This window comes from Marinoscillum pacificum (assembly GCF_024714495.1).
GTDB lineage: Bacteria > Bacteroidota > Bacteroidia > Cytophagales > Cyclobacteriaceae > Marinoscillum > Marinoscillum pacificum.
The window spans coordinates 1518253-1543064 of sequence record NZ_JAMZMJ010000001.1; the positions used below are offsets into that span (position 1 = coordinate 1518253).

The window sequence follows — 24812 nt, forward strand, 5'->3', positions numbered from 1 at the left end:
AATTTAATACCATATGAAAAAATCCTTCCTTTTATTCATGCTGTGCCTTGCTTCTATCAGCATGTTTGCCCAACCAGCAAAGGTTTCCAGTAAAGCGAATCAATTAGCCGAAGATATCGAAACTAAAATGATCGAATGGCGACATGACTTTCATGAAAACCCAGAGCTATCCAATAGGGAATTTAAAACAGCGGAAAAGATTGCTGCACACCTGAAATCATTAGGATTCGAAGTTCAGACAGGTGTTGCCAAAACTGGTGTTGTAGCCATTTTGAAAGGTGCAAAACCAGGTCCGGTTATTGGTTTAAGAGCTGATATTGACGCATTACCGGTCACAGAGCGAGTAGAGTTGGAATGGAAATCAACCACCACCTCCAATTATAATGGAATAGAAACAGGTGTAATGCACGCGTGTGGTCATGACACCCATATTTCCATTCTTATGGCTACTGCAGAAGTGCTCAGCAAAATGAAAAACGATTTGAGGGGAACTGTCAAGTTTGTGTTTCAACCTGCTGAAGAAGGTCCTCCTCCTGGAGAAGAAGGTGGCGCCAAGTTGATGGTAAAAGAAGGTGTTATGAAAAACCCAGATATCGATGTAATGATTGGCCTCCACATCAATGCACAAACTCCAGCAGGTACAGTTAGCTACAAACCAGGCGGAACTATGGCTGCTGCAGACCGATGGGTGATGAAAATCAAAGGAAAACAATCACATGGTTCTACACCATGGACTAGTATAGACCCAGTAGTGACTGCTGGTCAGATTATCACCGGAATGCAGACTGTGATTAGTAGAAACACAGAATTAACGAAAGAAGCAGCGGTGTTGTCCGTGGGTTTAATTAGAGGTGGAGTTAGAAATAATATCATTCCTGAAGAAGTCGAAATGATCGGAACCATCCGAACATTGGACCCTGAAATGCAAAAGAAATTACATGAAGACTTTAGACGTGTAGCAACGAACATTGGTGAAGCAATGGGAGCTGAGATCGATTTGATCATAGAAAGCCATGTCCCAGTTACGTACAATAATCCAGACCTGACAGCTACATTGGTCCCATTCATTTCCAATGCTATAGGAGCTGAAAATGTTTACCTTAAAAAAGCAATGACAGGAGCAGAAGATTTTTCATTTTATGCGAATGAAGTACCATCATTTTTCTTCTTCGTTGGAGGATGCCCAACAGATCAAGATCCAACAAAGGCAGCTCCACATCATACTCCTGATTTTTATGTGGATGATTCGGGAATGATTACTGGTGTAAAATCTATGCTAGCAGCAACATTGGGTTATATGTATAAATAGGTCTTATACTTATTTTATAAATATTTGCATTATGCATAGAAACAAAAGCTGAAGTTTCATGTTAGATAGGTAGAAAAAACACTAAACCGTCTCACATGAAACTCCACTCGCTACTCATAGTTGGGATCATTGCAGCTGCTTGTAATTCCAACAATAAAACAATAGTTACCGATTCACATGTTAGAGTTCCGGATTCAACAAAAGAAACTCCGCCTCAAGAATACATTCCCATTACTCACTCAATAAAGCATTTAGACGCAGATACTTCCATTGCAGACTCTCCTTCATTTAATGGACAGTATGTTGTTGCTGATAAATACCTGGTAGATGTTAAGATCAATGACTCTGAAGCTGTGGTAAACTGGGAAGGTTTTGATCAAGTGCTATATAGGAATGAAAATTGCAGCTTTAAGAATCTAATATGCTTTTCTTCTGACAATCCAGATTTTGGGAAGTTCTACATGAATGCCAGAAATGGAAAACTCATTCACCAAATCATAGAAGAAAATGACACACTTTATTACGAAGTAGCCCGCTTAAACAAGGAAAACAAACCAGCTGGGGACTTTAACGGAAAGTACTCCATTATAGGACCTAAAATGGATTCTATGAAGTTCGAGATGGTAGCAACAGCTCCCTACAAATACGAATACAAACTGGATTCAGGCAATAAATCAGTTGTCTTCTATCGTGGACGGGATAAAGTAGGATTAATGCACTACAGTAATACCATGGCGATGAACTCAGATCATATGTCTGGCTTGTACAAATGGAATGATGACTCCAATGCTACCATTGTACAACTAGCTACAAATTAAAAAAGGCCAGCAAATGCCGGCCTTTTCTCTTAATCTATATAGGTCGGACCTAGTCCATTTGACTCTCATATTTTTCTTTGAACTTCTCATACAGCCTTTGCTGCATAGCATGAAGCTCTACTTCTCTACCCTGGATGTAAGATGCAACAATAATATTGCTTCTCATATCAAGAATATCACCACCAGAGATTACGATGTTGGCATCTTTACCCTGCTCAATAGTTCCTGTCATATCATCTATTTTCAGGATTTTAGCAGTATTTGAAGTCACTAACTTCAAAGCCTCTTCTTTATCTAACTCTCCGTAGACAGCAGTAGTTCCTGCGAAGAAAGGAAGATTTCTTGCACTAGCTAACATACCGTTTTCATAAGTAAGACCCACAAGAATTCCTTCTTTGTGAAGAAGCGCAGGCAATTTGTAAGGGAGATCATAATCTTCAGAGTTTCTTGCTGGCACTCTGTGAACATTGGTTATCAATACTGGAATATTATTAGCCTTGATGAAATCTTTCACATACCACACATCTGCAGCTCCTGTCAACACTATATTTGGAATACCAGCACCTTTCAACGTCTGGATAGCTTCCATGATTTCTTTAGCATGATCGGCATTCACAAATAGCTGTGACTCACCGGTAACTACCGGAATCATGGCTTCTAGCTTCAAATTACGCTCAGCAGGCTTACTTTCCATGTACGACTTAGTGTCCGCTATCAACTGCAGAATCTCTCCTACCTGATCTTTGTAGTTTTCATTGGCTCTTCGCTCTGTTTCACCACGCCACCATCTTGGACCATATGAAAGTGCAGGCCAGTTGACATGAACTCCATCATCCACTTTATACAAACCATCTTCCCAATTCCAGGCATCCAACTGCATAATACTACTTGTACCAGGGATTGTACCTCCCTGAGGAGTAATCTGTGCAATCTGGATTCCAGTAAACTTCATTGTAGGAATAATCTCAGAATCCGTATTATAGGCAATCGCAGATCTCACATTTGGATTGATACTTCCCGTTTCGTTATTATCCAAAGTAGCTCTTACAGATGCTACCTCTTCCAATCCCAATTTGGTTTTTGGCAAGATTAGACCTGGATAGATGTGCTTTCCAGAAGCATCTACTTGCTTATATCCTGAAAGATCAACTCTTACGGTCGTTGCATTAGCGACCATGGTGATTTTTCCATTTTCAAACGTAATGATAGAGTTTTCAATAACTGTACCATTACCCAAATGAGCGGTACCATTCATGATGGCAATCGGCTCTGTCTGAGCAGACCCTGGAGCTGGAACTTGTGCAAAAGCAGCTGTCACAGCTAATAGTCCAACGATGTATGTTAATATCTGTCTTTTCATGGTCTTAGTCATTTAAAGAGTAATCTTCTACCATCAAATCTCCACACTCAAAATAGTGCTTCTCTTTCTTGCGACCCTTTTGTGTAGATGCTCCACCTTTCTTAGCATCCAGCATTTTATTGGTCAATCTTGTGCGTTCTGAAGCAATCCATTCTTTCATTTCAGCATCTTTCTCCAGGCTGAAATAAACCACACCATCAACTAATGTCATCTCAGGTTTAGCATAAATCGATAATGGGTGATCATTCCAAAGAACTACATCTGCATCTTTACCCACTTTTAAGCTACCCATTCTATCATCTAAATGAAGAAGTTTAGCTGGATTGAGCGTTACTAATTTCAAAGCAGAAATCTCATCCATTTCTCCATATTTCATAGACTTAGCAGCTTCCTGATTCAAGCGTCTTGCCATTTCTCCATCATCAGAGTTAATCGCCACGGTTACACCAGTCATGGTCATCAACGAAGCATTGTAAGGAATAGCTTCTGCTACTTCCATCTTATATGCCCACCAGTCTCCAAAGGTAGATCCACCTACACCATGTTCAGCCATTTTATCAGCTACCTTATAGCCTTCTAGAATGTGTGTGAAGGTGTTCACTCTAAAATCAAACTGCTCTGCTACCTTCATCAACATGTTGATTTCAGACTGTACATAAGAGTGACAAGTAATGAATCGTTCTTTGTTCAGAATTTCCAATAAAGTCTCTAGCTGAAGATCTTTTCTAGGTGCAGGTGTAGAAGCTTTTACCTTTTTACTTAAGCCATCGTATTTCGCTTTTGCAGCACCATATTCTTTAGCTCTTGTGAATCCATCTACAAATACCTGCTCCACTCCCATTCTGGTTTGTGGATATCTGATACTATAGTCATTTCCCCAGTTGGACTGTTTTACGTTTTCGCCCAGCGCAAACTTGATGTACCCATCGGCGCCTTTGATTTTCATACCTTGAGGATCAGCACCCCATCTGTATTTCACCAAAGCTGATTGACCACCTACTGGGTTTGCGGATCCATGCAACAACTGTGCAGCAGTAACACCACCAGCCAAATGTCTGTAGATATCTAAATCCTCCGAGTTCAGCGCATCATACATTCTTACTTCAGCTGTAATAGAATGACTTCCTTCATTCACTGATGACAAGGCAATATGAGAATGCTCATCAATGATTCCTGGAGTAACGTGTTTACCTGTAGCATCAACTACTCTAGCACCAGCGGCTTCTAAACCTTTTCCAACCTGAGCGATTTTACCATCCTTTACCAGGACATCCGCTCCTTCTATTTTTCCATCTCCTTCAAGTGTCCAAACTGTTGCATTCTTGAATAGAATCGTTTCTTGAGTTGGTTTTTCAACCCAACCATACGCTACGAATGGATAGATCATATCTCCAAGCTCAGGAGCTTCTTCTTCCTCATCTTTATCCTTTTTCTCTTCTTTCTTTTCAAGATCACCTGTTCTATCAGCTGACCAGCTCACCCATGATCCATCGGCTAACTGTCCATTGCCTCCAAAAGCATCGTCTCCTACCCAACCAGAAAGTCTGGTAGCAGAATCTTCACCTTCTTGTAAGAAAGACAATGTGATCGTTTTGCTTGAGATAGAAAGTTTAACATCAATAGTGGTAGAATCATTAACAACAATTTTCGCCTTTGGACTTCCTGGTTCTCCAGAGAGTTCCATAGCAAAAGTTGAAGAACCCACTTTCAAGTCATAGTTTCCTGAATAATCCGCAGGATCAAGTTCAGAAATTTCAAACTTCTTTCCTTGCACCCAGGTCTGATGAATCTTTGCTTTATCCTCTAAAATATTATCTGAAGCAACAAAGAAGTTAGCAGTCATGCCTTTCTTTAATGCACCTACAGAAGAAGCCATATTATAGTATTTAGCTGGAGTATAAGTCACAGCTTTCAACACTTGCGCTTCTGTCAAACCGTACTTTTTCGTCTTTCTTAATGCTGACCAGAAGTCATCTGACTTTTTCAACCCAGCAGTGGTGAAGGCAAACTCAACACCAGCATCAGCTAGCATTTTTGCGTTAGCGGGAGCTAATTCCCAGTGTTTCATATCTGCTAATGAAACATCTAAAGCCGCAAGCGGATCCTCCACATCATATGCATCCGGGAAATTAACTGGAAGAATAAGCGAAACATTCGCAGACTTGATTTCATTCAGTCTTTGGTATTCATCGCCATTACCTTTTACGATATATCGAACACCAAACTCGTCACCTATTTTATCAGCAAGCAATACGCGCAGTTTGCCTCCGTTTGCCTCGAATACTTGTGGCAAAGTTTGTGCCTCGTTCCAAGCTTTCAATGAAAGATTGGTTTGCTCACTTTGTGTTTTGTACCATTGGCCATCCAAATAGGTTTGACGAAGCAATGCCACCATACCCATAATTGAACTTGGATATTCTTGCCCTGAACTTCCCGAGTTAAATGAGAAATGAGCTGCAGCCTTGTCTTTAACAACAGTTTCTTGGACTGGTAAATCTGAAAGATGAGTGAACAACGATGTTCCTCTCATGATCCCGTCTTCACGGAAAGCATTAACCGAACCAACACCGATTTTTCGCATAGATTCAGCAGCTTTTCCATCCGCTTTAAAATCTGCTACGGCATTGTAGGTAGACTTTATTGCATCGTTCCAGCCGTATGGCCCGTCTAGCTTACTTTCATACTGAGGACCATTACTTCTAGATCTCTCAGGTTCTGGAAGCCCGTAATTAGAATAAGGCTCTACCACTGCAGGATAGATAAACTTGCCTTGCAAATCCATTACAATGGCGCCTTTAGGTATTGCTACACCTGTTCCAACGGATTGAACTTTTCCGTCCTTGACAATTAGTGTCGCATTTTCAATTTTTGTTTGATAATCCACGTAAATCGTGGCATTGGTGAGTGCGTAGAGTCCAGGTCGATCATCAGCCACTCCATTAACAGGAAAACCCTCTTGAGCATAGCTGAAATACCCCATGAAAACCGCACACAGTAGAATAATCCTCTTCATACAAATACGTTTCAATTAGGAATTTGAATTAAACTGAATGTTAATCAATAAACCTCGCATTTATACATGGTTTTACACCGACGGTTGACCATCTATTTGATATACAAAAAAAGATCTACCATTCCTCCAAAAACTAAAAAAGGCTGTCATTTGACAGCCTTTCAAAAGCATATATTTTAAATCAATTAAGAGAACGCCGGTATACCCGTTATCTCATTTCCTAATATCAATAAGTGAATATCATGCGTGCCTTCATAAGTCACTACAGATTCCAAATTCATCATGTGACGCATCATTGGATACTCACCGGTAATACCCATACCGCCATGAATCTGACGTGCTTCTCTAGCTACATCCAATGCAAGAGCCACGTTATTTCTTTTCGCAAGGGATATCTGGGCTGATGTCGCTTTTCCTTCGTCCATTAGCTTACCTAATCTCCAGTTGACCAACTGTGCTTTAGTAATCTCTGTAAGCATCTCAGCCAATTTTTTCTGAACCAACTGAAATGAGGCTATTGGCTTACCGAATTGCTCACGCTCCAATGCATATTTTCTAGCGGATTCGTAGCAGTCCATCGCCGCACCAATCACTCCCCAGGCAATACCATATCGCGCCTTATCAAGACATCCTAGTGGGGCACCTAGTCCATCTTTATTTGGCAAAATATTTTCTTTCGGAACCTTCACATCGCTAAATACCAACTCACCTGTGCATGATGCTCTTAACGACCACTTACCGTGAGTTTCTGGAGTAGTGAATCCTTCCATTCCTCGCTCTACGATCACACCTTTGATTCTACCTTGTTCGTTTTTGGCCCAAACAACAGCGATATCCGCTTTAGGTGCATTAGAAATCCACATTTTCGCTCCATTGAGCAGATAGTGGTCTCCCATATCCTTAATGTTGGTTTCCATTCCACCTGGATTCGAACCATGATTTGGTTCTGTCAAGCCAAAGCACCCCAACATCTTGCCTAAAGCCAGTTTTGGAAGATATTTCTTTTTCTGTTCTTCACTTCCATAAGCGTAGATCGGGTACATCACCAAAGATCCCTGTACTGAGGCCGTTGATCGCATCCCGGAATCACCACGCTCTATTTCCTGCATGATCAAACCATACGAAGTATAGTCCAACCCTCCTCCTCCATACTCTTCAGAAACAGTCGGTCCAAATGCCCCGATATCTCCAAATTTCTTCACTATTTCATAAGGAAAATGATTTTGCTCGGCCCATCCTTCGACATACGGGGTGATCTCTTTTTTGACAAAGTCTCTAATCGAAGAACGGATCAACTTGTGCTCATCCGTCAGCAAATCATCTATTTGATAAAAGTCCGGCGACTCAAAGTCATCAACAAAATTGCGCTTTGCAGCCTGACCATTTCGGGTTAACGTGTCAGTTGACATACAGTTGTTTTTTGTTTTATCAGTTTTATTGGATCAAATTTACAACAAAGAATCAGGGAAAGAATGGGAAACAAACGTTTTAGTGAAGAAGTACTCGCTCAACTTGAAAAACTTGAGGAAAAATATGATGCTATGGGTCAGGATTTGTCCGCATACCTCGATGGTCTGCTGCATTCCGATTATTTAACCTACTGGGATTACATTCAAATCGACACCCTATTAAGCTTACAGTCTCCAAGGACAAGTTTCCCTGATGAAAAAATTTTCATCCTTTATCATCAAATTACGGAGCTCTACTTCAAATTAATCTTGAATGAGCAAGAGCAACTGATTCTTTCAGATGAGACTCCAGATAGAGAGGTCTTCTTGAAAAGGATCAATAGAATGAATCGCTATTTCGCTCACCTGGTAGATTCTTTTGATGTGATGATCGAGGGCATGGATCCTGAGCAATTCTTGAATTTCAGAATGTCTCTTTTGCCAGCATCTGGATTCCAATCTGGACAGTTTAGAATCATTGAGATTGGATGCACAGACTTTCATCTCTTAGCTGATATTAACAAGAAAGAAGAAATGGCTTCTTCCGATTCGATTAAAGAGATTTATGACAATCTCTACTGGAAACAAGGTGCTACTGAACTAGCCACAGGTAAAAAAACGCTGACACTTCGCCAATTCGAGCACAAGTATTCTGATGAGTTTATCCAAAGAGCAGAAGGTGTTAAAGAAACCAACCTTAGAAGACTCTATTTCAAGCATTTTGAAGGAGATGCAGAAATTATTGAAGCACTTCGCAATCTGGATTATCAAGCCAACGTGCAATGGCCACTAATGCACTATAAGTCTGCTGTTCGATACCTTCAAAAAGATCCAGGTGTGATCAAGGCGACTGGCGGTACCAACTGGCAGAAATACCTTCCACCTAGAAGACAACAAGTAAGTTACTATCCAGAACTTTGGACTGCTGAAGAGATTGCTAACTGGGGAACCAGAGAAAAACTCTAATCAGCCACACTCTATCTATGTTAAAAAGCTGCGTTACGATATTGCTAATAGTATTTTCGCTTTTCGCGATGGGTCAAAAGACCTTCGTGAAGCGCACCTACTATGACGAAGAAAAAACGCAGCTCAAGGAGATTGTTACCTTGATGAAAAGTGACTCTTCCCTTCACGGAAAGTATCAATCTTTATACCTGAATGGCTCACTATCGGTAGCTGGATATTATAACCATAACCTATCTGACAGTACCTGGATTTACTATTTTGAAAATGGCAGAAAGAAAATGGAAGGATCATACAGCCAGGGAAAGCAAAATGGTAAATGGACTTATTACTATGAAAGTGGAGAATTAAAAGCCAAAGGAATTTATCAGAATAACATCCGCCACGGTCACTGGACGTATTACTTTGAGAATGGTCAAGAAAAAAGCAGCGGACTTTATTTCGACGATATGAAGGAAGGAATCTGGAATTACTCTTACGAAGAAGGTTCATTAAAAGCCCAGGCCTATTTCAATAAAGGAGTTGGATCCTACAAAGAGTTTTATCCTAATGGAAACATCAAAACCAAAGGAACAAACGCTCATGGTCAAAGTGAAGGTGAATGGACTTACTTCTATGAATCTGGTGAAATAGAAGCAAACGGAGTTTTCAAGAATGGCTTGCGGGAAGGACCCTGGAAGTATTTTCATAAAAACGGCCAAATATCAGCAGTTGGAGAATTTCAAAATGGTGAAAAAGCAGGTATTTGGAAGTACTATTTCTCTGACGGGACCATTAGCAGCGAAGGCCAAATGAGCAAAGACCAAAAGGATGGTTATTGGAAACTCTATTATCAAACAGGAGAAGTTAAAGGTGAAGGAACATATGAACAGGGATCTGGAGATTACATAGAGTTTTACGCTAGTGGTAAACAAAAAGCTCGTGGCCAAATCATCAACGACAAAAAAGAAGGGAAATGGACCTACTTTAGTGAAGAAGGGCTGGAAGATGGCACTGCTGACTTCAAAAATGGTAGAGGAGATTATATCGGATATTATCCGAACGGAGTTATCAAAATGAAAGGGACCATTGAAGATAATAAGCGAGTTGGAGAATGGTCATTATACAACCCAGATGGTTCATTGGCAGGCACCTACCGACCAATCTATGAAGAACAAAAGCCTATTTTTAGAACCACAGAGGAAGTTCGTTTGAAAGAAGATAAGAACAAAAAAGACAAACCTGAATACCGATACAAAAACAAAAAGCTCCGCTATTTCGAACCTCGCATCAATGAGTATAATGGCATCATAGTAGGCACTAATCCTGCATGGACGCTAATTGGAAGGCTGCCCTTAGCCGTGGAATATTACATTCAGGAACGCCTTGGGTTTGAGGCTCAATTAACGTTGCTACGTGATCCTTTCTTCACCTATGATCGTGTAAAAATTAATAGCACCAAAAGCATAGGAAGTAACATAGCTATTCGTCAGAAATTCTATCATGACGATACAAATCTGGGTATGTTCTATTTCGGCCATCAGATACTAGGTGGATTTAGTCAGCATCACGCCTACGTTTATGATAGCATTAGCTTCCGGCCTGCCACTATCGAAAGAAAACTTGAAGCGTCAGAGAAAAGAATTGCCTATGGATTATTCATTGGTAACAGATGGATGCAGCGAGCTGAAGACTCTGGATTTACCATCGATGTAAATATCGGGGTAGCCATTGGAAGACGTTTTTTCACCAAAGACTTTGACCCTGAACCTCAGTTTGATGCGCACTTCAGTGAACTAAATCAGGATGAAATCTATTTACCTATCATATTGACCATCAATATTGGGTTTGCTGGTCCGAAGAGAAGAACCGTAAGTTTCTAATGAGCAAAAAGACAGTAATTATTGGCGCTACCCCCAACCCTACCAGATATGCATATTTTGCGGCCGGGAGACTAAAAGAAAACAATCACGAAATAGTCCCAATTGGGATCAAAAAGGGTGAAGTTTTCAATGAAGAAATACTTGATTTAAAAATCAAGCCAGCCATTGAAGATGTTGATACAGTTACGCTTTATATAGGACCTCAAAACCAACCCGAATGGGAAGAATATATCCTAGATCTAAATCCTAAAAGAATCATATTCAACCCTGGAACTGAGAACCCCGAACTAGCACAAAAAGCAGAATCTAAAGGAATTGAAGCACTTAATGCTTGTACTCTGGTAATGCTCAGCGCTAATACTTACTAATATCATTCTCCTGATTGTTCTTCATCAACTTCCTCTTTGTAAATCCTTGGGATACAGGTTACCCCTCTATCCATCATTTTAACAATCATTGGTGAAATAAATTTGTTCTCTGCAGATTCAAAATTGATTGGATTCTCCTGATAGCTAAATAGCTCCAAAGCTTTTAGCTTTTCCAAATCCGAGTGCAATGTGGTCAATTGATTATTGGATATGTCAAAATCTGATAGATATTCCATCTCAAGAAATTGCGTTGGAAATTCAGCCAAATAATTATCATTCACCCTGGCGATTTTGAGCTTCGTTAAATTGGAAACTGACTCAGGCAGTACACTCAACCGATTATGATGGGCATAAAACTCTTCCAGTTTAGTCAACTGACCTATTGATTCAGGTAGACTGTAAATTTTGTTATGAGCAAGGAAAAGCACTTCCAAATCCTCGAAATTTCCGATAGATTCTGGAATTACTTCAAGCTCATTATAGTACAAATCAATTACTTTCAGATTCATTTCAAACAAGTCGTCTGGCAATGAAGTAATCTGATTCTTGTAGAATGACAACTTCGTCAATTGGCTCATTTTCGAAATACCCATAGGAATAGTTACCAACTGATTCTCCTGGAGCTGAAGCTCTTCCAATGCAGGCATTTTATATATAGATGAATGAATTTGCTTGAGACCTGAGTTATTCACTTTAAATACTTTGATGGATTGAAGTCGCTCAAAATCTCCATTTTGAATTGAGATTACATGTGACTTACTGAAGGACACCTCTTTAACAGACTTTGCCTTAGACAGTCGTTTTATCGGAATCTCCCCAAAGAAATTTTCATTAGCAACTAGCTCTTTCAAATTTTCCAAGTGCTTCACTCCAGATGGCAACCTGGTTAGCAGGTTGTTGCTAATGTCCAATTTTTCCAGACTGTCTATTTTCTGAATCTTTATCCACCAAACCTTGTCCAGGTCATTGGCCCTCCAATAAAGCCGCTTCAGATTGGGAAGTTCGTTTAACCGTTTTGAAAGCTTTTTAATATAGTTATAATCCAATATCAAAACCTCCATATTTTCAGCGGCATAAACGAATTCGGGTATCTCCTCCAGATTGGCATAACTAAGGTCAATTTCTTCTAGCGTATCAATTCGAGTGTTGGCCTCATATTTCATCAAACCATCTCTACCCTTCTGCTGGTTTTCAACCCGATTGGCCTGCAAAACTGAATCAATCGTATGGTACGGATCTTCCGCATACATCCGTTTATATAATTCTCGATTGGCCTGCCATTTCTTCATCCGCTCCTCCATCACCTGCCTGATACTATCCTGAGAACGCTTTAAATCGTCGTTTTGAGCCCATGCTAACAATGTGAAAACCATCATTATGATGGACAGAATAAGTCTTTTCATAACTAAATTTTTAGTTAATCAAAACTAAGGAACCAAAAGTCCAAATACAAGCCCATTTAGAAGCATATTTTATATATTTTTGAGGCTTAATTTTGAAAGTATGGAACAAGAAAAGTCATTAGGTAAAGGAGACTACTCAGCAGGTAATATTCAGGTACTTGAGGGACTGGAAGCGGTAAGAAAGAGACCTGCCATGTACATCGGTGATGTAGGCGTCAAAGGACTTCACCACCTGGTGTGGGAGGTTGTTGACAACTCTATCGATGAAGCCCTTGCCGGACACTGTGATACCATTAAAGTTGAAATCAATCAGGACAACTCAATAACAGTTACTGATAACGGACGTGGTATTCCTACTGACATGCACCCTAAGCAGAAAAAATCTGCGCTTGAAGTAGTAATGACCGTACTTCACGCGGGTGGTAAATTTGATAAAGATACTTATAAAGTTTCCGGAGGTCTCCACGGTGTGGGGGTATCGTGTGTGAATGCATTGTCGATATTACTTCGTGCAACTGTCCATAGAAATGGAACCATCTTTGAGCAAGAATATTCAAAAGGTATTCCTCAATTCCCTGTAAAAGAAATCGGTAAAACGGACATTACAGGAACAATCATCCATTTCAAGCCAGATCTTGACATCTTCACTGTAGGTGAGTACAAATATGAAACGGTAGCTAATCGTCTTCGTGAGCTAGCATTCTTGAATGCAGGAATTACTCTTACTCTAATTGATCATAGAGATCAAGATGAGAATGGCAATGACCTTACTGAAACCTTCCACTCTGAGGGTGGTCTTAAGGAGTTTGTAGCTTACCTGGATAGTACAAGAGAAAAACTGATCCCAGAGCCAGTTCATATCATCAATGAAAACGGTGAGATGCCGGTAGAAGTAGCTATGAGCTACAATACTTCGTATTCTGAGAATGTCGTTTCTTATGTAAACAACATTAACACCATCGAGGGAGGAACACATGTTGCCGGTTTTAGAAGAGCACTAACAAGAACACTTAAATCATATGCTGATAAGAGTGGTCTTTTAGATAAAGCGAAAGTTGAAATTACCGGAGATGACTTTCGAGAAGGACTAACTGCTGTAGTCTCAATCAAAGTAGCCGAACCTCAATTTGAAGGTCAAACTAAAACAAAACTAGGTAATTCTGAAGCTAGTGGTGCAGTAGATAGCAGCATCTCTGAATCATTGAACACTTACCTTGAGGAACACCCGAAAGAAGCTAAACAAATTATTCAGAAGGTAATCCTAGCAGCACAGGCTCGTCAAGCAGCTCGCAAAGCTCGTGAGATGGTTCAACGTAAAAATGTACTTTCAGGAACTGGCCTTCCTGGCAAACTAGCTGACTGTAGTGATAAAGACCCAGCTAACTGCGAAATCTACCTAGTAGAGGGTGACTCTGCAGGTGGATCTGCTAAGCAAGGTCGTGATCGTAAATTCCAGGCTATTCTCCCTCTGAGAGGTAAGATTCTTAACGTAGAGAAAGCACAAGAGCACAAAATCTATGACAATGATGAGATTAAAAACATCATCACTGCTTTAGGTGTGCAATTAGGAAGAGATGACGATGAGAAAGCGCTTAATACCGATAAACTTCGTTACCACAAGATTATTATCATGACGGATGCCGATATTGATGGTAGTCACATTAGAACTTTGATCCTTACTTTCTTCTTCCGCTACATGCGTGAGTTGATCGAGAGCGGTTATTTATACATCGCTTTACCTCCTTTGTATTTGGTAAAGAAAGGCAAACAAGAAAAATATGCCTGGACAGAGGATGACCGATTAAGATTGATCAAAGAGCTAGCACCTGAAGGCAAAGAAGATTCTGTAAACGTACAGCGTTACAAAGGTCTTGGAGAAATGAACCCTGAGCAGCTTTGGACAACCACCATGGATCCAGAAACCAGAGGATTAAAACAAGTAACTATTGAATCTGCTGCGGAAGCAGACCACTTGTTCTCTATGCTCATGGGTGATGAGGTGGCTCCACGTAGGGAGTTCATTGAGAAAAATGCGAAATACGCAAAAGTTGACGTATAAGATCTAGAAGCGCTCTGACTTAAATGTTCCCATGATCAATTGGAAAATCGCTTGAATGAATTTCCAGATCATAGCGAACGAAAAGAGGAGCGCTGAACCCAACGCCAACACAATCAGCATAATCAATTCTAATACTTTATCCATTGTGTTTTAAGTTTCATTTTAAAAGTAATCTTTTTCACAGGATATTGTTTATAAAATTTTCATAAAAGTTATCCACATGAAATATAATTTTGCCAAATACACAATAATTGGCCTAATTCTTCTATTTTCTTTTAAAGTAGCAGTAGCACATGACTATTGGCAACAGAGAGTAGAATACAAAATGGAAGTAGAATTTGATGTTAAAAAGCATCAATTCACCGGAGATCAAACCCTTACCTACTACAATAATTCTCCTGACACCTTATTCAATGTGTATTACCACTTATACTTCAACGCTTTTCAGCCGAACAGTATGATGGATGTAAGATCAAGAAACATTGAAGATCCAGATTCAAGAGTAGGAAGTAGAATTTCAGAACTTGGTCCTGATGAAATTGGCTACCTCAATGTAACTAGTTTAGATCAAAATGGCCAAAAGCTATCTTACCAAGTATCTGAAACCGTTCTAGAAGTAAAGCTAGCAGAACCAATTCTTCCTGGCTCAAAAGCTACATTCCAAATGGCTTTTGATGGACAGGTACCTGTTCAAATTAGAAGAAGCGGCCGTTTCAACCTTGGTGGTGTGGATTATTCCATGGCTCAATGGTTCCCTAAAATGGCTGAATTTGACGAAATGGGCTGGCATACCACTCCCTACGTTGGAAGAGAGTTTTACGCTCCATGGGGAGACTATGATGTAAAAATCACCATAGACAAAAACTATGTTATTGCAGCAACTGGAGATCTACAAAACAAAAATGAAATTGGTTACGGATACGAAGATGAAGGAGTGAATGTAAAACGTAAAGGAAAAACAATCACTTATCACTTTAAGGCAAAGAACGTACATGATTTCGTATGGGCAGCAGACCCTGAGTACACACAAACGACGGCACAAGTACCAGGCGGGCCACTAATAAGGTTTTTCTACATTCCCGGTGAGGAAACAAAACTATGGGAGGAACTACCATCTCATACGGTTAAAGCTTTCCAGTACATGGAAAAAACTTTTGGCAAGTATGGCTGGGACCAATATTCAGTAATCCAAGGTGGAGATGGAGGAATGGAATACCCTATGGCTACATTGATCGCTAACAAAAGACCAAATGGCGTTAGATCTCTAAGATCACTGGTTGGTGTGACGATTCACGAAATGATGCACAGCTGGTATCAGGGAATGCTTGCAACTAATGAAAGTTTTTATCCCTGGATGGATGAAGGATACACTTCATTTGCAGAGAGTTACACTTCAAATTACTTGATGGGTGAAGCAAAAGACAATCCACTAGAAGGAAGCTACAAAGGCTACATCAGATGGGCAACTTCAGGAAAAGAAGAACCAATCTCCACTCATGCTGATCACTTCAACACCAACAGAGCTTATTCAATTGGATCATATACCAAAGGTGCTGTTTCTCTAGAGCAACTTTCATATATCATTGGCAAAGACGCTAGAGACAAGGGAATTCTTAGATACCATAGAGAATGGGCCTTTAAGCACCCTGACTTAAATGACTTCATTCGCGTTATGGAAAAGCAAAGTGGAATAGAGTTGGATTGGTATTACGAATACTGGGTAAACACTACCAAAACCATCGACTATGGAGTTAAATCTGTCGTTGCTAACGACAAAAGCTCGACAATTACACTGGAAAGAGTTGACTTAATGCCAATGCCTATTGATGTTGTGATTACCAAAACTGATGGTACCCAAATCATGTATTACATGCCATTAACCATCATGAGAGGCGAAAAACCGAACGAATCAGGCTTAGAAAGGATCACACTTAAAGACTGGCCATGGACACACCCAACTTACAGTTTTGATGTGAACATACCTGTTTCTGATATCGCCAAAATTGAGATCGACCCAGAACAAAGAATGGCAGATATCAACAAAGAAAACAACGTTTACGAATTAGAAGAAACAACAATAAGTACAGATTCTAACAAGTAAGTAATTAACACTGAACATAAAAAAAGGCACTGATTGGTGCTTTTTTTATGCCTTGAAATGAATTAATCAGTTATATCAGCTTTAATGCTTATCATTTGACTTGGAGCTGTAGGATCATTACTAAAAACAGTTATTGTTTTGTATTGACGCCCTCTCCTACTTGTCGTATCAAAGGAAACCTCCATTTTAACAGTCTCTCCAGGAGCTATCACGTCTTTTTCTGGCGTTGAAATAGTACACCCACAATTAGGCTTAGCCTTACGAATACTCAATTCGGACTTACCAGTATTGGTCAAAGAAAACGCTGTTACTACTTTATTTCCCTGGGTCACTTTACCAAAATCATGTTGAGTACGATCAAAGGTTAACTTGGGCGCTTTAGCCAATTCATCAGCGGTCATTTCAGGAAAATACTCTTGAATGGTTGCTATAACATTAAAGGACTTTTCAGACTCTTCTTGCTCATCAGTAAACAACACTACATTGTCAGAAACAAAACCTAAATCATTTTTAGCCTTTGGATCATAGGTTACGATCATCACACCCAAATCTTCAGGCTGCAATACTTCAGGGTCAAAAGACACTGATATGTACTTCGGTCCCACAATACTATCTAACCAGGTCACAGCAGAATCTCCCGCATTGTAAACATCAAATCGCTTCACCACTAACTCCTTGTCAGTGACTTTACCCATATTAAAGGACTTGTATTTCACTCTTAAGTTACCAATTATCGTTGGCAATTCATCCTCTATCGTTTTTGGCTTTGGCTTAACTATCCCCTCTATATACAGCGTGGTGGATTGAGGCTTGCTTCCTAACTTATACGTTACAGCGAGAGACTTATCAAACTTCCCAGGCCTGTTCAAAGGATTATACTCTGCAGTGATAGAACCTGAGTCTCCAGGTTGAATAGCTTCTTTAGTCCACTGAGGTGTAGTACATCCACAAGATGCCTGCACGCCATTTATTTGAACTGCCTCAGCTCCAGAATTAACAAAGGTAAATGTGTACGATACAGGACCATCTTCCTCTTTTACTTCTCCAAAATCATGGGTACTCTTATCAAATTCCAATTCTTGAGCCACGCTGAAACTCATGATTCCCAGACATGTAAGTATTGTTAAAGCCAATCCTCTCATTCTTATGATTATTTTTTGATTCTTTTAGTCAACAAAGTAAACGTAGACAAAGATTCAAATTATTTAGGTTTGCACAAAAAATTTGGAATGGCAAGAATACTGACTGGAATCCAGAGTTCTGGGAAACCACACTTAGGCAATCTATTAGGAGCAATTCTACCGGCAATTGAATTATCAAAAGACGAGAAAAACGAATCGTTCTTCTTCATTGCTGATCTACATTCGTTAACCACGATAAAAGATGCTCAAACTCGAATCGACAATATCAATTCGGTAGCAGCAGCTTGGCTCGCATGTGGGTTTGACACAGAAAAGAACCTCTTCTACAGACAGTCAAAAGTTCCTTCCGTTTGCGAATTAGCATGGTATTTAAATTGCTATACACCATTCCCAATGTTGGCGAATGCTCATTCATTTAAGGACAAATCGGATAGATTATCAGATGTAAATGCCGGGTTGTTTACTTATCCTGTGCTGATGGCTGCTGATATTTTGCTGTATGATGCTGAATTTGTACCAGTTGGTAAAGACCAAAAGCAGCATCTCGAAATGGCTCGTGATATAGCTTCAGGTTTCAATCATCAGTATGGAGAAACGTTTGTTTTGCCAGAAGCCCGTATAGATGAAAACATTATGACCATTCCCGGTATTGACGGACAGAAGATGAGTAAGTCATATGGAAATACTATAGACATCTTCCAAACCGACAAAAAACTCAGAAAAAATGTCATGCAAATTGTGACCGACAGCACTCCTATGGAGGAACCTAAAAACCCGGATTCGTGTAATGTTTTTGCACTCTATAAGGTATTAGGAAACGAAGCACAAATAGCTGAAATGAGATCTAATTACGAAGGAGGAAATTATGGCTACGGGCATGCCAAACAAGCACTTTATGAACTGATAGTAGATCGTTTCGGAGATATACGAGAGAAATACGAATACTATATCAACAACCTGGAGGAGTTGGAAAAGAAGCTGCAAGAAGGTGAACAACGAGCAGCCTCTATTGCTGATCAGGTATTAAAAAGAGTTAGAGCCAAAATAGGCTATTAATTTTCATTTGCAATCCAGACAGTTTCTTTGAAAGGAACTGTTTGGCCTTGCAAGATCAATCTAGTTGGCCCGGGAACCAACACGAGTTTCGCATTAATCCCAGGGAAATCATCTGCTTCCACAGCTATTCCTTCATCACTCGCCACATCATAATGAGCAGTATCAGCTCCAGCTGAATACGAATTAGCCATGTAGTAAACTGGCTTTTTAACTTCATTGTCAGGGCAAAACTCATCATGTACATTGAATAATGCTTCCTCAATAAAAGCACCATATTCAAACTGAAATTGCTCTTCCAATTTTACAATCTCCTCATTTAAAGAAGAATAGCGTTTATCTGCTTTATCACACTGATTTAAGCGATTTTTCTTTTCGGCTATTTCAATGAATGCCTGATTAAGATTACTTATATTCATACCCGTTTAGAGTTTGTTATCAGTTTTACTTGATTAATACGATGCAAATTTTAAGTTATTTTAAATTAATACCATAATTAATTATTAATATTCAATTAAAATAGGTTTAAATAACCTTAAAATTGCCATAATTATAATTTCACAATGGAAATAGTAGAGAAAGCGCAAAAATGGCTGAGCAGCCAAAAAGTAGATCAGGAAACAAAAGATGCTATCCAAAAAATGATAGATTCATCTGACCAAAGTGAATTAACCGAATGTTTCTATAAAGACCTGGAGTTTGGAACAGGTGGGCTAAGAGGTATTATGGGTTACGGTTCCAACAGAATGAATAAATATACTGTTGGGATGGCTACACAAGGCCTTGCTAACTACCTTAATATCAACTTCGCTGGAGAAGAAATAAGTGTTGCAATAGCTCACGACAGTAGAAATAACAGCCGATTCTTTGCTGAAACAACAGCTGCTGTTTTTTCCGCCAATGGCATAAAAGTTTATCTATTCGAAGACTTAAGACCAACTCCGGAACTCTCTTTTGCCATAAGACATCTTGGATGTAAAAGTGGTGTAGTATTAACCGCATCGCACAATCCAAAAGAATACAACGGCTACAAAGCTTATTGGGATGATGGAGCACAAATTGTTCCTCCACATGACAAAAATGTTATTACCGAAGTTGGTAAAATTCTATCTATCGATGACGTGAAATTTGATGCCGATGAGACTTTGATTCAGCCAATTGGCAAAGAAATAGATGAGGTATATCTAGATATGATCAAGTCATTATCCCTTTCTCCAGATGCAATTGAGAAAGAAAAAGACTTAAAAATTGTATTTAGTGGTATTCATGGCACAGGGTCCACTCTGGTACCCCCAGTTCTTAAAAAGTTTGGCTTTGAAAATGTATCACAAGTTGAGGAGCAGGTCGAACCAGATGGCAATTTCCCAACCGTAGTTTATCCTAATCCAGAAGAGGCGGAAGCATTAAGTTTAGCCCTCAAAAAAGCAGAAGTAATTGATGCTGATTTGGTAATGGCAACTGACCCAGATTCTGATAGAGTGGGTATTGCTGTCAAAAACGACAAAGGCGCTTTCCAGTTATTAAATGGAAACCAAACAGGCTCACTCCTTTTGTATTATCTACTACGCAAGTGGAAAGAGAACGGCAAAATCACTGGTAAGGAATATGTGGTTAAAACCATCGTAACCACTGATCTGATTGAAAAAATTGCTGAAAAGTATGAGGCAAAACTGTACAACACCCTAACAGGGTTCAAATTTATTGCTGAGGTTATCCGTGATCTTGAAGGTAAAGAACAATTCATTGGTGGTGGTGAAGAAAGTTATGGATACCTGATAGGTGATGCAGTACGTGACAAAGATGCGATTGCTTCATGTGCTATGATTGCAGAAATGGCAGCGTGGGCAAAATCCGAAGGCACTTCACTCTACGACTTATTGAAAAATATTCATAGTGAATTTGGCCTATTCCAGGAGTCTTTGAAGTCTTTGACCAAAAAAGGTAAGTCAGGAGCAGAGGAAATTAACGAAATGATGGTTAAGTTTAGACAAGATCCTCCGAAAAGTCTTGGTGGATCGAACGTTAAAACCTTAATTGATTATAAAACTGGAGAACAAAAAGACTTGGGCAGCGGAGTTTCTTCGAAGATTAACTTCCCTTCATCGAATGTCTTGCAGTTTATTACAGAAGATGGCAGTAAAATTTCAGTAAGACCTTCAGGTACAGAGCCAAAAATCAAGTTTTATTTTTCGGTAAATACAAAAGTTGAAGATCTTTCGAAATATGATCAAACAGTATCAGATCTTAAGAATAAGACAGATAAAATCATGGAAGAGCTTGGTTTATAACTTTTTACACCATGTTGCTTAAATCTTTAGATCTATTTATCTTGCAAGGAATTTTGAAAAACATTCTGCATATATTTATATTATCAACCGATCTAACCTGGAACCGCCTTGTCAGTATTTATTAATATAATACTTGTAATTGTTGGATTTGTACTCCTAATCAAGGGAGCAGATTTTCTGGTCAATGGGGCCAGCTCTTTAGCCAAAAGATTCAACGTATCTGATATAGCCATCGGTCTTACCGTAGTGGCTATGGGAACATCTGCACCAGAACTGGTGGTTAATATCATCTCTGGGTCAGTACCTAATGAAGGTGCTGATGGCCTGATGACCCATGATATTGTTTTTGGAAACATCATAGGATCGAACATATTTAACATATTCCTAATACTAGGCATATCTAGTGTTATCTATCCGTTGACGGTACAGAGAAATGCGCTTTGGAAGGAAATTCCGTACTCATTAATAGCAACATTCATCTTTTTCTTTCTAGTAAATGATGTCATGTTCCTCGGAGCTGAATCCAACCAATTAACCACTGTGGATTCTCTGGTCTTAATTGTAATGTTTGGTGGTTTCCTTACCTACATCTTCATGAACCTTACAAGAAACCCTGAGGAAAGTGATATGGTGGAGGACATTGAAATTTACAGCAGTGTTAAAACCACTGTGATGATTGTCCTTGGTATTGCAGGATTGATTTTTGGCGGTCAAATGATTGTGAAGAACGCGGTTGAAATCGCAACCATATTTAATGTTAGTGAGAAATTAATTGGACTTACAATCCTTGCTGCAGGAACTTCACTTCCAGAACTCGCCACTTCAGCGGTAGCAGCTTTCCAGAAAAAATCAGATTTAGCAGTTGGTAACATTGTAGGTTCCAATATTTTCAATCTGTTATTGGTTATTGGCGCCACAGGATTAGTACACGCCCCATTGGGTTATCCTTCATCCTTAAATCTTGACTTGTATTTTGTAATGGGAGGAACCTTTATGCTGTTCATATTCATGTTTACATTTGCGAAATACAAACTTGACAGAGCTGAGGGGTTAATCTACCTGATTGGCTTCGTAGTATATATGTACATCCTTTTCGAGAGAGAAGGATACGGATACGGACTATTCTTCTAAAAAGACCTAAAGATTTTTATTAAACCCCATCTTTTACAATGAACCTTTATTGTATAAGTTGGGGTTTATTGTAATGTTTGCATCGAAAATAGAAATTACATGTTACCTACAATAGATCCTACCAAAACCTCTGCATGGGGTAAGCTTGAAAAACATTACAACGATCTAAAGGAGACTCATATGAAGTCTCTATTTGCTGAAGATGAAGATCGTTTCAACAGATTTTCTATCCAGTTTGAAGACATCCTTTTGGATTACTCTAAAAACCGTATCACTTCAGACACTCTTGATCTGTTATTTGATCTTGTAGAGGAAGTCGGATTATCTGATGCTAAACAGGCAATGTTTGGAGGTGACCATATCAACCTCACTGAAGATAGAGCAGTGCTTCACGTAGCTCTTAGAGGCTTATCAGGCAAAACATTTAGTGATCAAGGCAAAGATGTGACATCCGATGTTCTAGGTGTTTTAACTCGCATTAAAGCATTCACCGAAAAACTTCATTCGGGTGAATTGAAGGGGTACACTGGCAAGAAAATTACTGATGTCGTAAATATTGGAATTGGTGGATCTGACTTAGGGCCATTCATGGTTACAGAAAGTTTGAAACCATACCAGGTAGAAGGAATCACTTCTCACTTCGTTTCTAATGTTGACGGTACGCATATTGTTTCTACTTTGAAACAAGTAAACCCGGAAACAACTCTGTTCATCATTGCTTCCAAAACGTTTACAACACAAGAAACCATGACCAATGCTAATTCAGCTAAAACATGGTTCTTAGAAGCTGCAAAAGACGAGTCTTTTGTAAAAAACCATTTCATTGCTCTTTCTACTAACAAAGAAGCAGTATCCGAATTTGGTATTGACACTAACAACATGTTCGAGTTTTGGGACTGGGTTGGTGGCCGCTACTCACTCTGGTCAGCTATTGGAATGTCCATTGCATGTGCTATTGGATATGACAATTTCGAACAGCTACTAAAAGGAGCTGAGGCTATGGATAATCACTTCCTGAATGCACCGGATAAAGAAAATCTACCAACCATTTTAGCTTTGCTCGGAGTTTGGTACAATAACTTCTTTGGAGCTGAGACTCAAGCCATCTTACCTTACGACCAGTACATGCATGCATTTGCTCCATATCTACAGCAAGGAGATATGGAAAGTAATGGTAAATATGTTGGAAGAAATGGTGAAAAAGTAAGCTATCAGACTGGTCCAATTATTTGGGGAGAGCCAGGAACCAACGGACAACATGCGTTTTATCAATTAATTCATCAGGGAACTAAATTGATCCCTTGTGACTTCCTGGCACCTGCCATCAGTCAAAACCCATTGGCAGATCACCATGAGAAATTACTTGCCAACTTCTTTGCTCAAACTGAAGCATTGATGATGGGAAAAAGTAGAGAAGAAGTAGTAGCTGAGTTTAAAGCCGCTGGTGTTTCTGATGACCAAATTGAGCTTTTGGCATCTTTCAAAGTATTTGAAGGAAACAGGCCTACTAACAGTATTCTTTTTAAAAAACTAACTCCACATACATTGGGATCACTAATCGCAATGTACGAGCACAAGATATTTGTTCAGGGAGTGATCTGGAACATCTTCAGTTTTGATCAATGGGGAGTAGAACTTGGGAAACAACTAGCCAAAAGAATACTTCCGAAGCTTTCTTCTGATGAACAAGTATCTGATCATGATGCATCTACATCAGGGCTGATCAACGCTTACAAAGAATTTAAGAAAGGTTAAACTTTAAGTGGTGGCAGAGTATTCCTGTAGCAATAGCTACATTGAGAGACTCTGCCTCCCCTATTTTTGGAATCGTCACTTTGCCAGTTAACAAATTGCCAATCGAATTGGAAATACCGTGAGATTCACTTCCCATCACCAGAACAATAGGTTTCTCTGATTTCAATTCAGGAAGGGGAATGCCTTCCAAATCAGCACCATATGATGGATTGGGGATATCCTTTAAAAACTCCTTTAAATCTTGATAATACACTCTAACTCGTGTGTATGAACCCATGGTAGCATTCAAAACTTTTGGGCTATACAAATCAGTTGTGTCAGCAGAACAAACCAATTGATTAATTCCATACCAATCAAGAGTTCTGATGATAGTTCCCAGGTTTCCTGGATCACTAACACCATCTAATACAATTACATGATCCGAAAAATCAATCTCTCTTGAAACTTCAGGAATTTCGAATACAGCCAAACAATCATTATTCGTAGTAAATGTTCCTAACTCTTTCAAATCTGAAGGCGAACATTCTATCACCTGCGATTCAACAAATTGCAATTCACTTTCGTTATCTTTCAAGAATTCACTTGTTGCCAAAAGATATTTTAGAGACAATCCACTTGCGATTCCCTCAACAGTATTTTTGCGTCCTTCTACGAAGAAGCACATTTCTTTAGAGCGGTACTTTTTTATCTTCAGCGATTTAATGAATTTTGACTGTTTTTTAGATACCATAAGGTGAGT

At 39.4% G+C, this 24812-nt stretch carries 19 protein-coding genes; 11 read left to right on the plus strand and 8 right to left on the minus strand.

Annotated elements, in window-relative coordinates:
- The first annotated feature begins 13 nt into the window (after positions 1-13).
- Entirely contained in the window at positions 14-1309 is a 1296-nt protein-coding gene (locus NXS00_RS06565) for an amidohydrolase (RefSeq protein WP_258098328.1), read from the plus strand.
- Positions 1310-1404: 95 nt separating this feature from the next.
- Complete coding sequence (locus tag NXS00_RS06570) at positions 1405-2127, plus strand: hypothetical protein (protein ID WP_258098329.1); 723 nt, start codon at positions 1405-1407, stop codon at positions 2125-2127.
- A 49-nt stretch (positions 2128-2176) separates the two neighbouring features.
- On the opposite strand, the gene NXS00_RS06575 is transcribed toward NXS00_RS06570, so the two are convergent.
- The 3 genes from NXS00_RS06575 to NXS00_RS06585 all read right to left on the minus strand — a co-directional run bounded on the left by NXS00_RS06575 (position 2177) and on the right by NXS00_RS06585 (position 7909).
- Positions 2177-3487 (minus strand): amidohydrolase family protein, encoded by a 1311-nt coding sequence (locus tag NXS00_RS06575; protein ID WP_258098330.1) that lies wholly within the window; start codon positions 3485-3487, stop codon positions 2177-2179.
- Between the two features lie 4 nt (positions 3488-3491).
- Complete coding sequence (locus NXS00_RS06580; RefSeq protein ID WP_258098331.1) at positions 3492-6500, minus strand: amidohydrolase family protein; 3009 nt, start codon at positions 6498-6500, stop codon at positions 3492-3494.
- Positions 6501-6685: 185 nt separating this feature from the next.
- Entirely contained in the window at positions 6686-7909 is a 1224-nt protein-coding gene (locus NXS00_RS06585) for an acyl-CoA dehydrogenase family protein (protein WP_258098332.1), read from the minus strand.
- Between the two features lie 63 nt (positions 7910-7972).
- On the opposite strand from NXS00_RS06585, the gene NXS00_RS06590 reads away from it, so the two are divergent.
- The 3 genes from NXS00_RS06590 (at position 7973) to NXS00_RS06600 (ending at position 11141) form a co-directional block, all read left to right on the plus strand.
- Positions 7973-8914, plus strand: a complete 942-nt coding sequence (locus NXS00_RS06590) for a tryptophan 2,3-dioxygenase family protein (RefSeq protein WP_258098333.1) — start codon at positions 7973-7975, stop codon at positions 8912-8914.
- Between the two features lie 86 nt (positions 8915-9000).
- Positions 9001-10773, plus strand: coding sequence for a toxin-antitoxin system YwqK family antitoxin (locus NXS00_RS06595; RefSeq protein WP_258098334.1), 1773 nt, complete (start codon positions 9001-9003; stop codon positions 10771-10773).
- Positions 10773-11141: a CoA-binding protein gene (locus NXS00_RS06600; protein ID WP_258098335.1), complete on the plus strand. Its 369-nt coding sequence runs from the start codon at positions 10773-10775 to the stop codon at positions 11139-11141. The genes NXS00_RS06595 and NXS00_RS06600 overlap by 1 nt, the downstream gene beginning before the upstream one ends.
- Before the next feature lie 2 nt (positions 11142-11143).
- Here the strand turns inward: NXS00_RS06600 and NXS00_RS06605 are convergent, their stop codons facing one another.
- Complete coding sequence (locus tag NXS00_RS06605) at positions 11144-12544, minus strand: leucine-rich repeat domain-containing protein (RefSeq protein ID WP_258098336.1); 1401 nt, start codon at positions 12542-12544, stop codon at positions 11144-11146.
- Positions 12545-12644: 100 nt separating this feature from the next.
- On the opposite strand from NXS00_RS06605, the gene gyrB reads away from it, so the two are divergent.
- Positions 12645-14603 (plus strand): DNA topoisomerase (ATP-hydrolyzing) subunit B, encoded by a 1959-nt coding sequence (gene gyrB, locus NXS00_RS06610; protein ID WP_258098337.1) that lies wholly within the window; start codon positions 12645-12647, stop codon positions 14601-14603.
- Positions 14604-14606: 3 nt separating this feature from the next.
- Here the strand turns inward: gyrB and NXS00_RS06615 are convergent, their stop codons facing one another.
- Positions 14607-14747, minus strand: a complete 141-nt coding sequence (locus NXS00_RS06615) for a hypothetical protein (protein WP_258098338.1) — start codon at positions 14745-14747, stop codon at positions 14607-14609.
- Positions 14748-14823: 76 nt separating this feature from the next.
- Here NXS00_RS06615 and NXS00_RS06620 point away from each other — a divergent pair, with 76 nt between their 5' ends.
- Positions 14824-16704, plus strand: coding sequence for a M1 family metallopeptidase (locus NXS00_RS06620; protein ID WP_258098339.1), 1881 nt, complete (start codon positions 14824-14826; stop codon positions 16702-16704).
- A 62-nt stretch (positions 16705-16766) separates the two neighbouring features.
- Here the strand turns inward: NXS00_RS06620 and NXS00_RS06625 are convergent, their stop codons facing one another.
- Positions 16767-17804, minus strand: a complete 1038-nt coding sequence (locus tag NXS00_RS06625) for a DUF1573 domain-containing protein (protein WP_258098340.1) — start codon at positions 17802-17804, stop codon at positions 16767-16769.
- Between the two features lie 129 nt (positions 17805-17933).
- Here NXS00_RS06625 and trpS point away from each other — a divergent pair, with 129 nt between their 5' ends.
- Positions 17934-18902, plus strand: a complete 969-nt coding sequence (gene trpS / locus NXS00_RS06630; RefSeq protein WP_258098341.1) for a tryptophan--tRNA ligase — start codon at positions 17934-17936, stop codon at positions 18900-18902.
- Here the strand turns inward: trpS and NXS00_RS06635 are convergent.
- Positions 18899-19318: a hypothetical protein gene (locus NXS00_RS06635; protein WP_258098342.1), complete on the minus strand. Its 420-nt coding sequence runs from the start codon at positions 19316-19318 to the stop codon at positions 18899-18901. The two genes, trpS and NXS00_RS06635, sit on opposite strands and share 4 nt — an antisense overlap.
- Positions 19319-19462: 144 nt before the next feature.
- Between NXS00_RS06635 and NXS00_RS06640 the strand changes: the two genes are divergently transcribed.
- The 3 genes from NXS00_RS06640 to pgi all read left to right on the plus strand — a co-directional run bounded on the left by NXS00_RS06640 (position 19463) and on the right by pgi (position 24073).
- Positions 19463-21187 carry a phospho-sugar mutase gene (locus NXS00_RS06640; protein WP_258098343.1) on the plus strand — a complete coding sequence of 575 codons (1725 nt, stop codon included), beginning with the start codon at positions 19463-19465 and terminating at the stop codon, positions 21185-21187.
- A 108-nt stretch (positions 21188-21295) separates the two neighbouring features.
- Entirely contained in the window at positions 21296-22318 is a 1023-nt protein-coding gene (locus NXS00_RS06645) for a calcium/sodium antiporter (protein ID WP_258098344.1), read from the plus strand.
- Between the two features lie 99 nt (positions 22319-22417).
- The gene (pgi, locus tag NXS00_RS06650; RefSeq protein ID WP_258098345.1) at positions 22418-24073 is read left to right on the plus strand and encodes a glucose-6-phosphate isomerase; all 1656 of its coding nucleotides are present in this window, start codon (positions 22418-22420) and stop codon (positions 24071-24073) included.
- Here the strand turns inward: pgi and NXS00_RS06655 are convergent.
- Positions 24060-24803 (minus strand): TrmH family RNA methyltransferase, encoded by a 744-nt coding sequence (locus NXS00_RS06655; RefSeq protein ID WP_258098346.1) that lies wholly within the window; start codon positions 24801-24803, stop codon positions 24060-24062. The genes pgi and NXS00_RS06655 overlap by 14 nt on opposite strands.
- Positions 24804-24812 lie beyond the last annotated feature (9 nt).

Excerpts from the sequence above, each read along its gene's own strand:
- NXS00_RS06565 (WP_258098328.1), top strand. The coding sequence starts at position 14 with ATGAAAAAATCCTTCCTTTTATTCATGCTGTGCCTTGCTTCTATCAGC.
- NXS00_RS06575 (WP_258098330.1), bottom strand. The coding sequence starts at position 3,487 with ATGAAAAGACAGATATTAACATACATCGTTGGACTATTAGCTGTGACA.
- NXS00_RS06585 (WP_258098332.1), bottom strand. The coding sequence starts at position 7,909 with ATGTCAACTGACACGTTAACCCGAAATGGTCAGGCTGCAAAGCGCAAT.
- NXS00_RS06605 (WP_258098336.1), bottom strand. The coding sequence starts at position 12,544 with ATGAAAAGACTTATTCTGTCCATCATAATGATGGTTTTCACATTGTTA.
- NXS00_RS06640 (WP_258098343.1), top strand. The coding sequence starts at position 19,463 with ATGGAAATAGTAGAGAAAGCGCAAAAATGGCTGAGCAGCCAAAAAGTA.
- trpS (WP_258098341.1), top strand. The coding sequence starts at position 17,934 with ATGGCAAGAATACTGACTGGAATCCAGAGTTCTGGGAAACCACACTTA.
- pgi (WP_258098345.1), top strand. The coding sequence starts at position 22,418 with ATGTTACCTACAATAGATCCTACCAAAACCTCTGCATGGGGTAAGCTT.
- NXS00_RS06590 (WP_258098333.1), top strand. The coding sequence starts at position 7,973 with ATGGGAAACAAACGTTTTAGTGAAGAAGTACTCGCTCAACTTGAAAAA.
- NXS00_RS06580 (WP_258098331.1), bottom strand. The coding sequence starts at position 6,500 with ATGAAGAGGATTATTCTACTGTGTGCGGTTTTCATGGGGTATTTCAGC.
- NXS00_RS06570 (WP_258098329.1), top strand. The coding sequence starts at position 1,405 with ATGAAACTCCACTCGCTACTCATAGTTGGGATCATTGCAGCTGCTTGT.
- NXS00_RS06655 (WP_258098346.1), bottom strand. The coding sequence starts at position 24,803 with ATGGTATCTAAAAAACAGTCAAAATTCATTAAATCGCTGAAGATAAAA.
- NXS00_RS06635 (WP_258098342.1), bottom strand. The coding sequence starts at position 19,318 with ATGAATATAAGTAATCTTAATCAGGCATTCATTGAAATAGCCGAAAAG.
- NXS00_RS06615 (WP_258098338.1), bottom strand. The coding sequence starts at position 14,747 with ATGGATAAAGTATTAGAATTGATTATGCTGATTGTGTTGGCGTTGGGT.
- NXS00_RS06600 (WP_258098335.1), top strand. The coding sequence starts at position 10,773 with ATGAGCAAAAAGACAGTAATTATTGGCGCTACCCCCAACCCTACCAGA.
- gyrB (WP_258098337.1), top strand. The coding sequence starts at position 12,645 with ATGGAACAAGAAAAGTCATTAGGTAAAGGAGACTACTCAGCAGGTAAT.
- NXS00_RS06620 (WP_258098339.1), top strand. The coding sequence starts at position 14,824 with ATGAAATATAATTTTGCCAAATACACAATAATTGGCCTAATTCTTCTA.
- NXS00_RS06625 (WP_258098340.1), bottom strand. The coding sequence starts at position 17,804 with ATGAGTTTCAGCGTGGCTCAAGAATTGGAATTTGATAAGAGTACCCAT.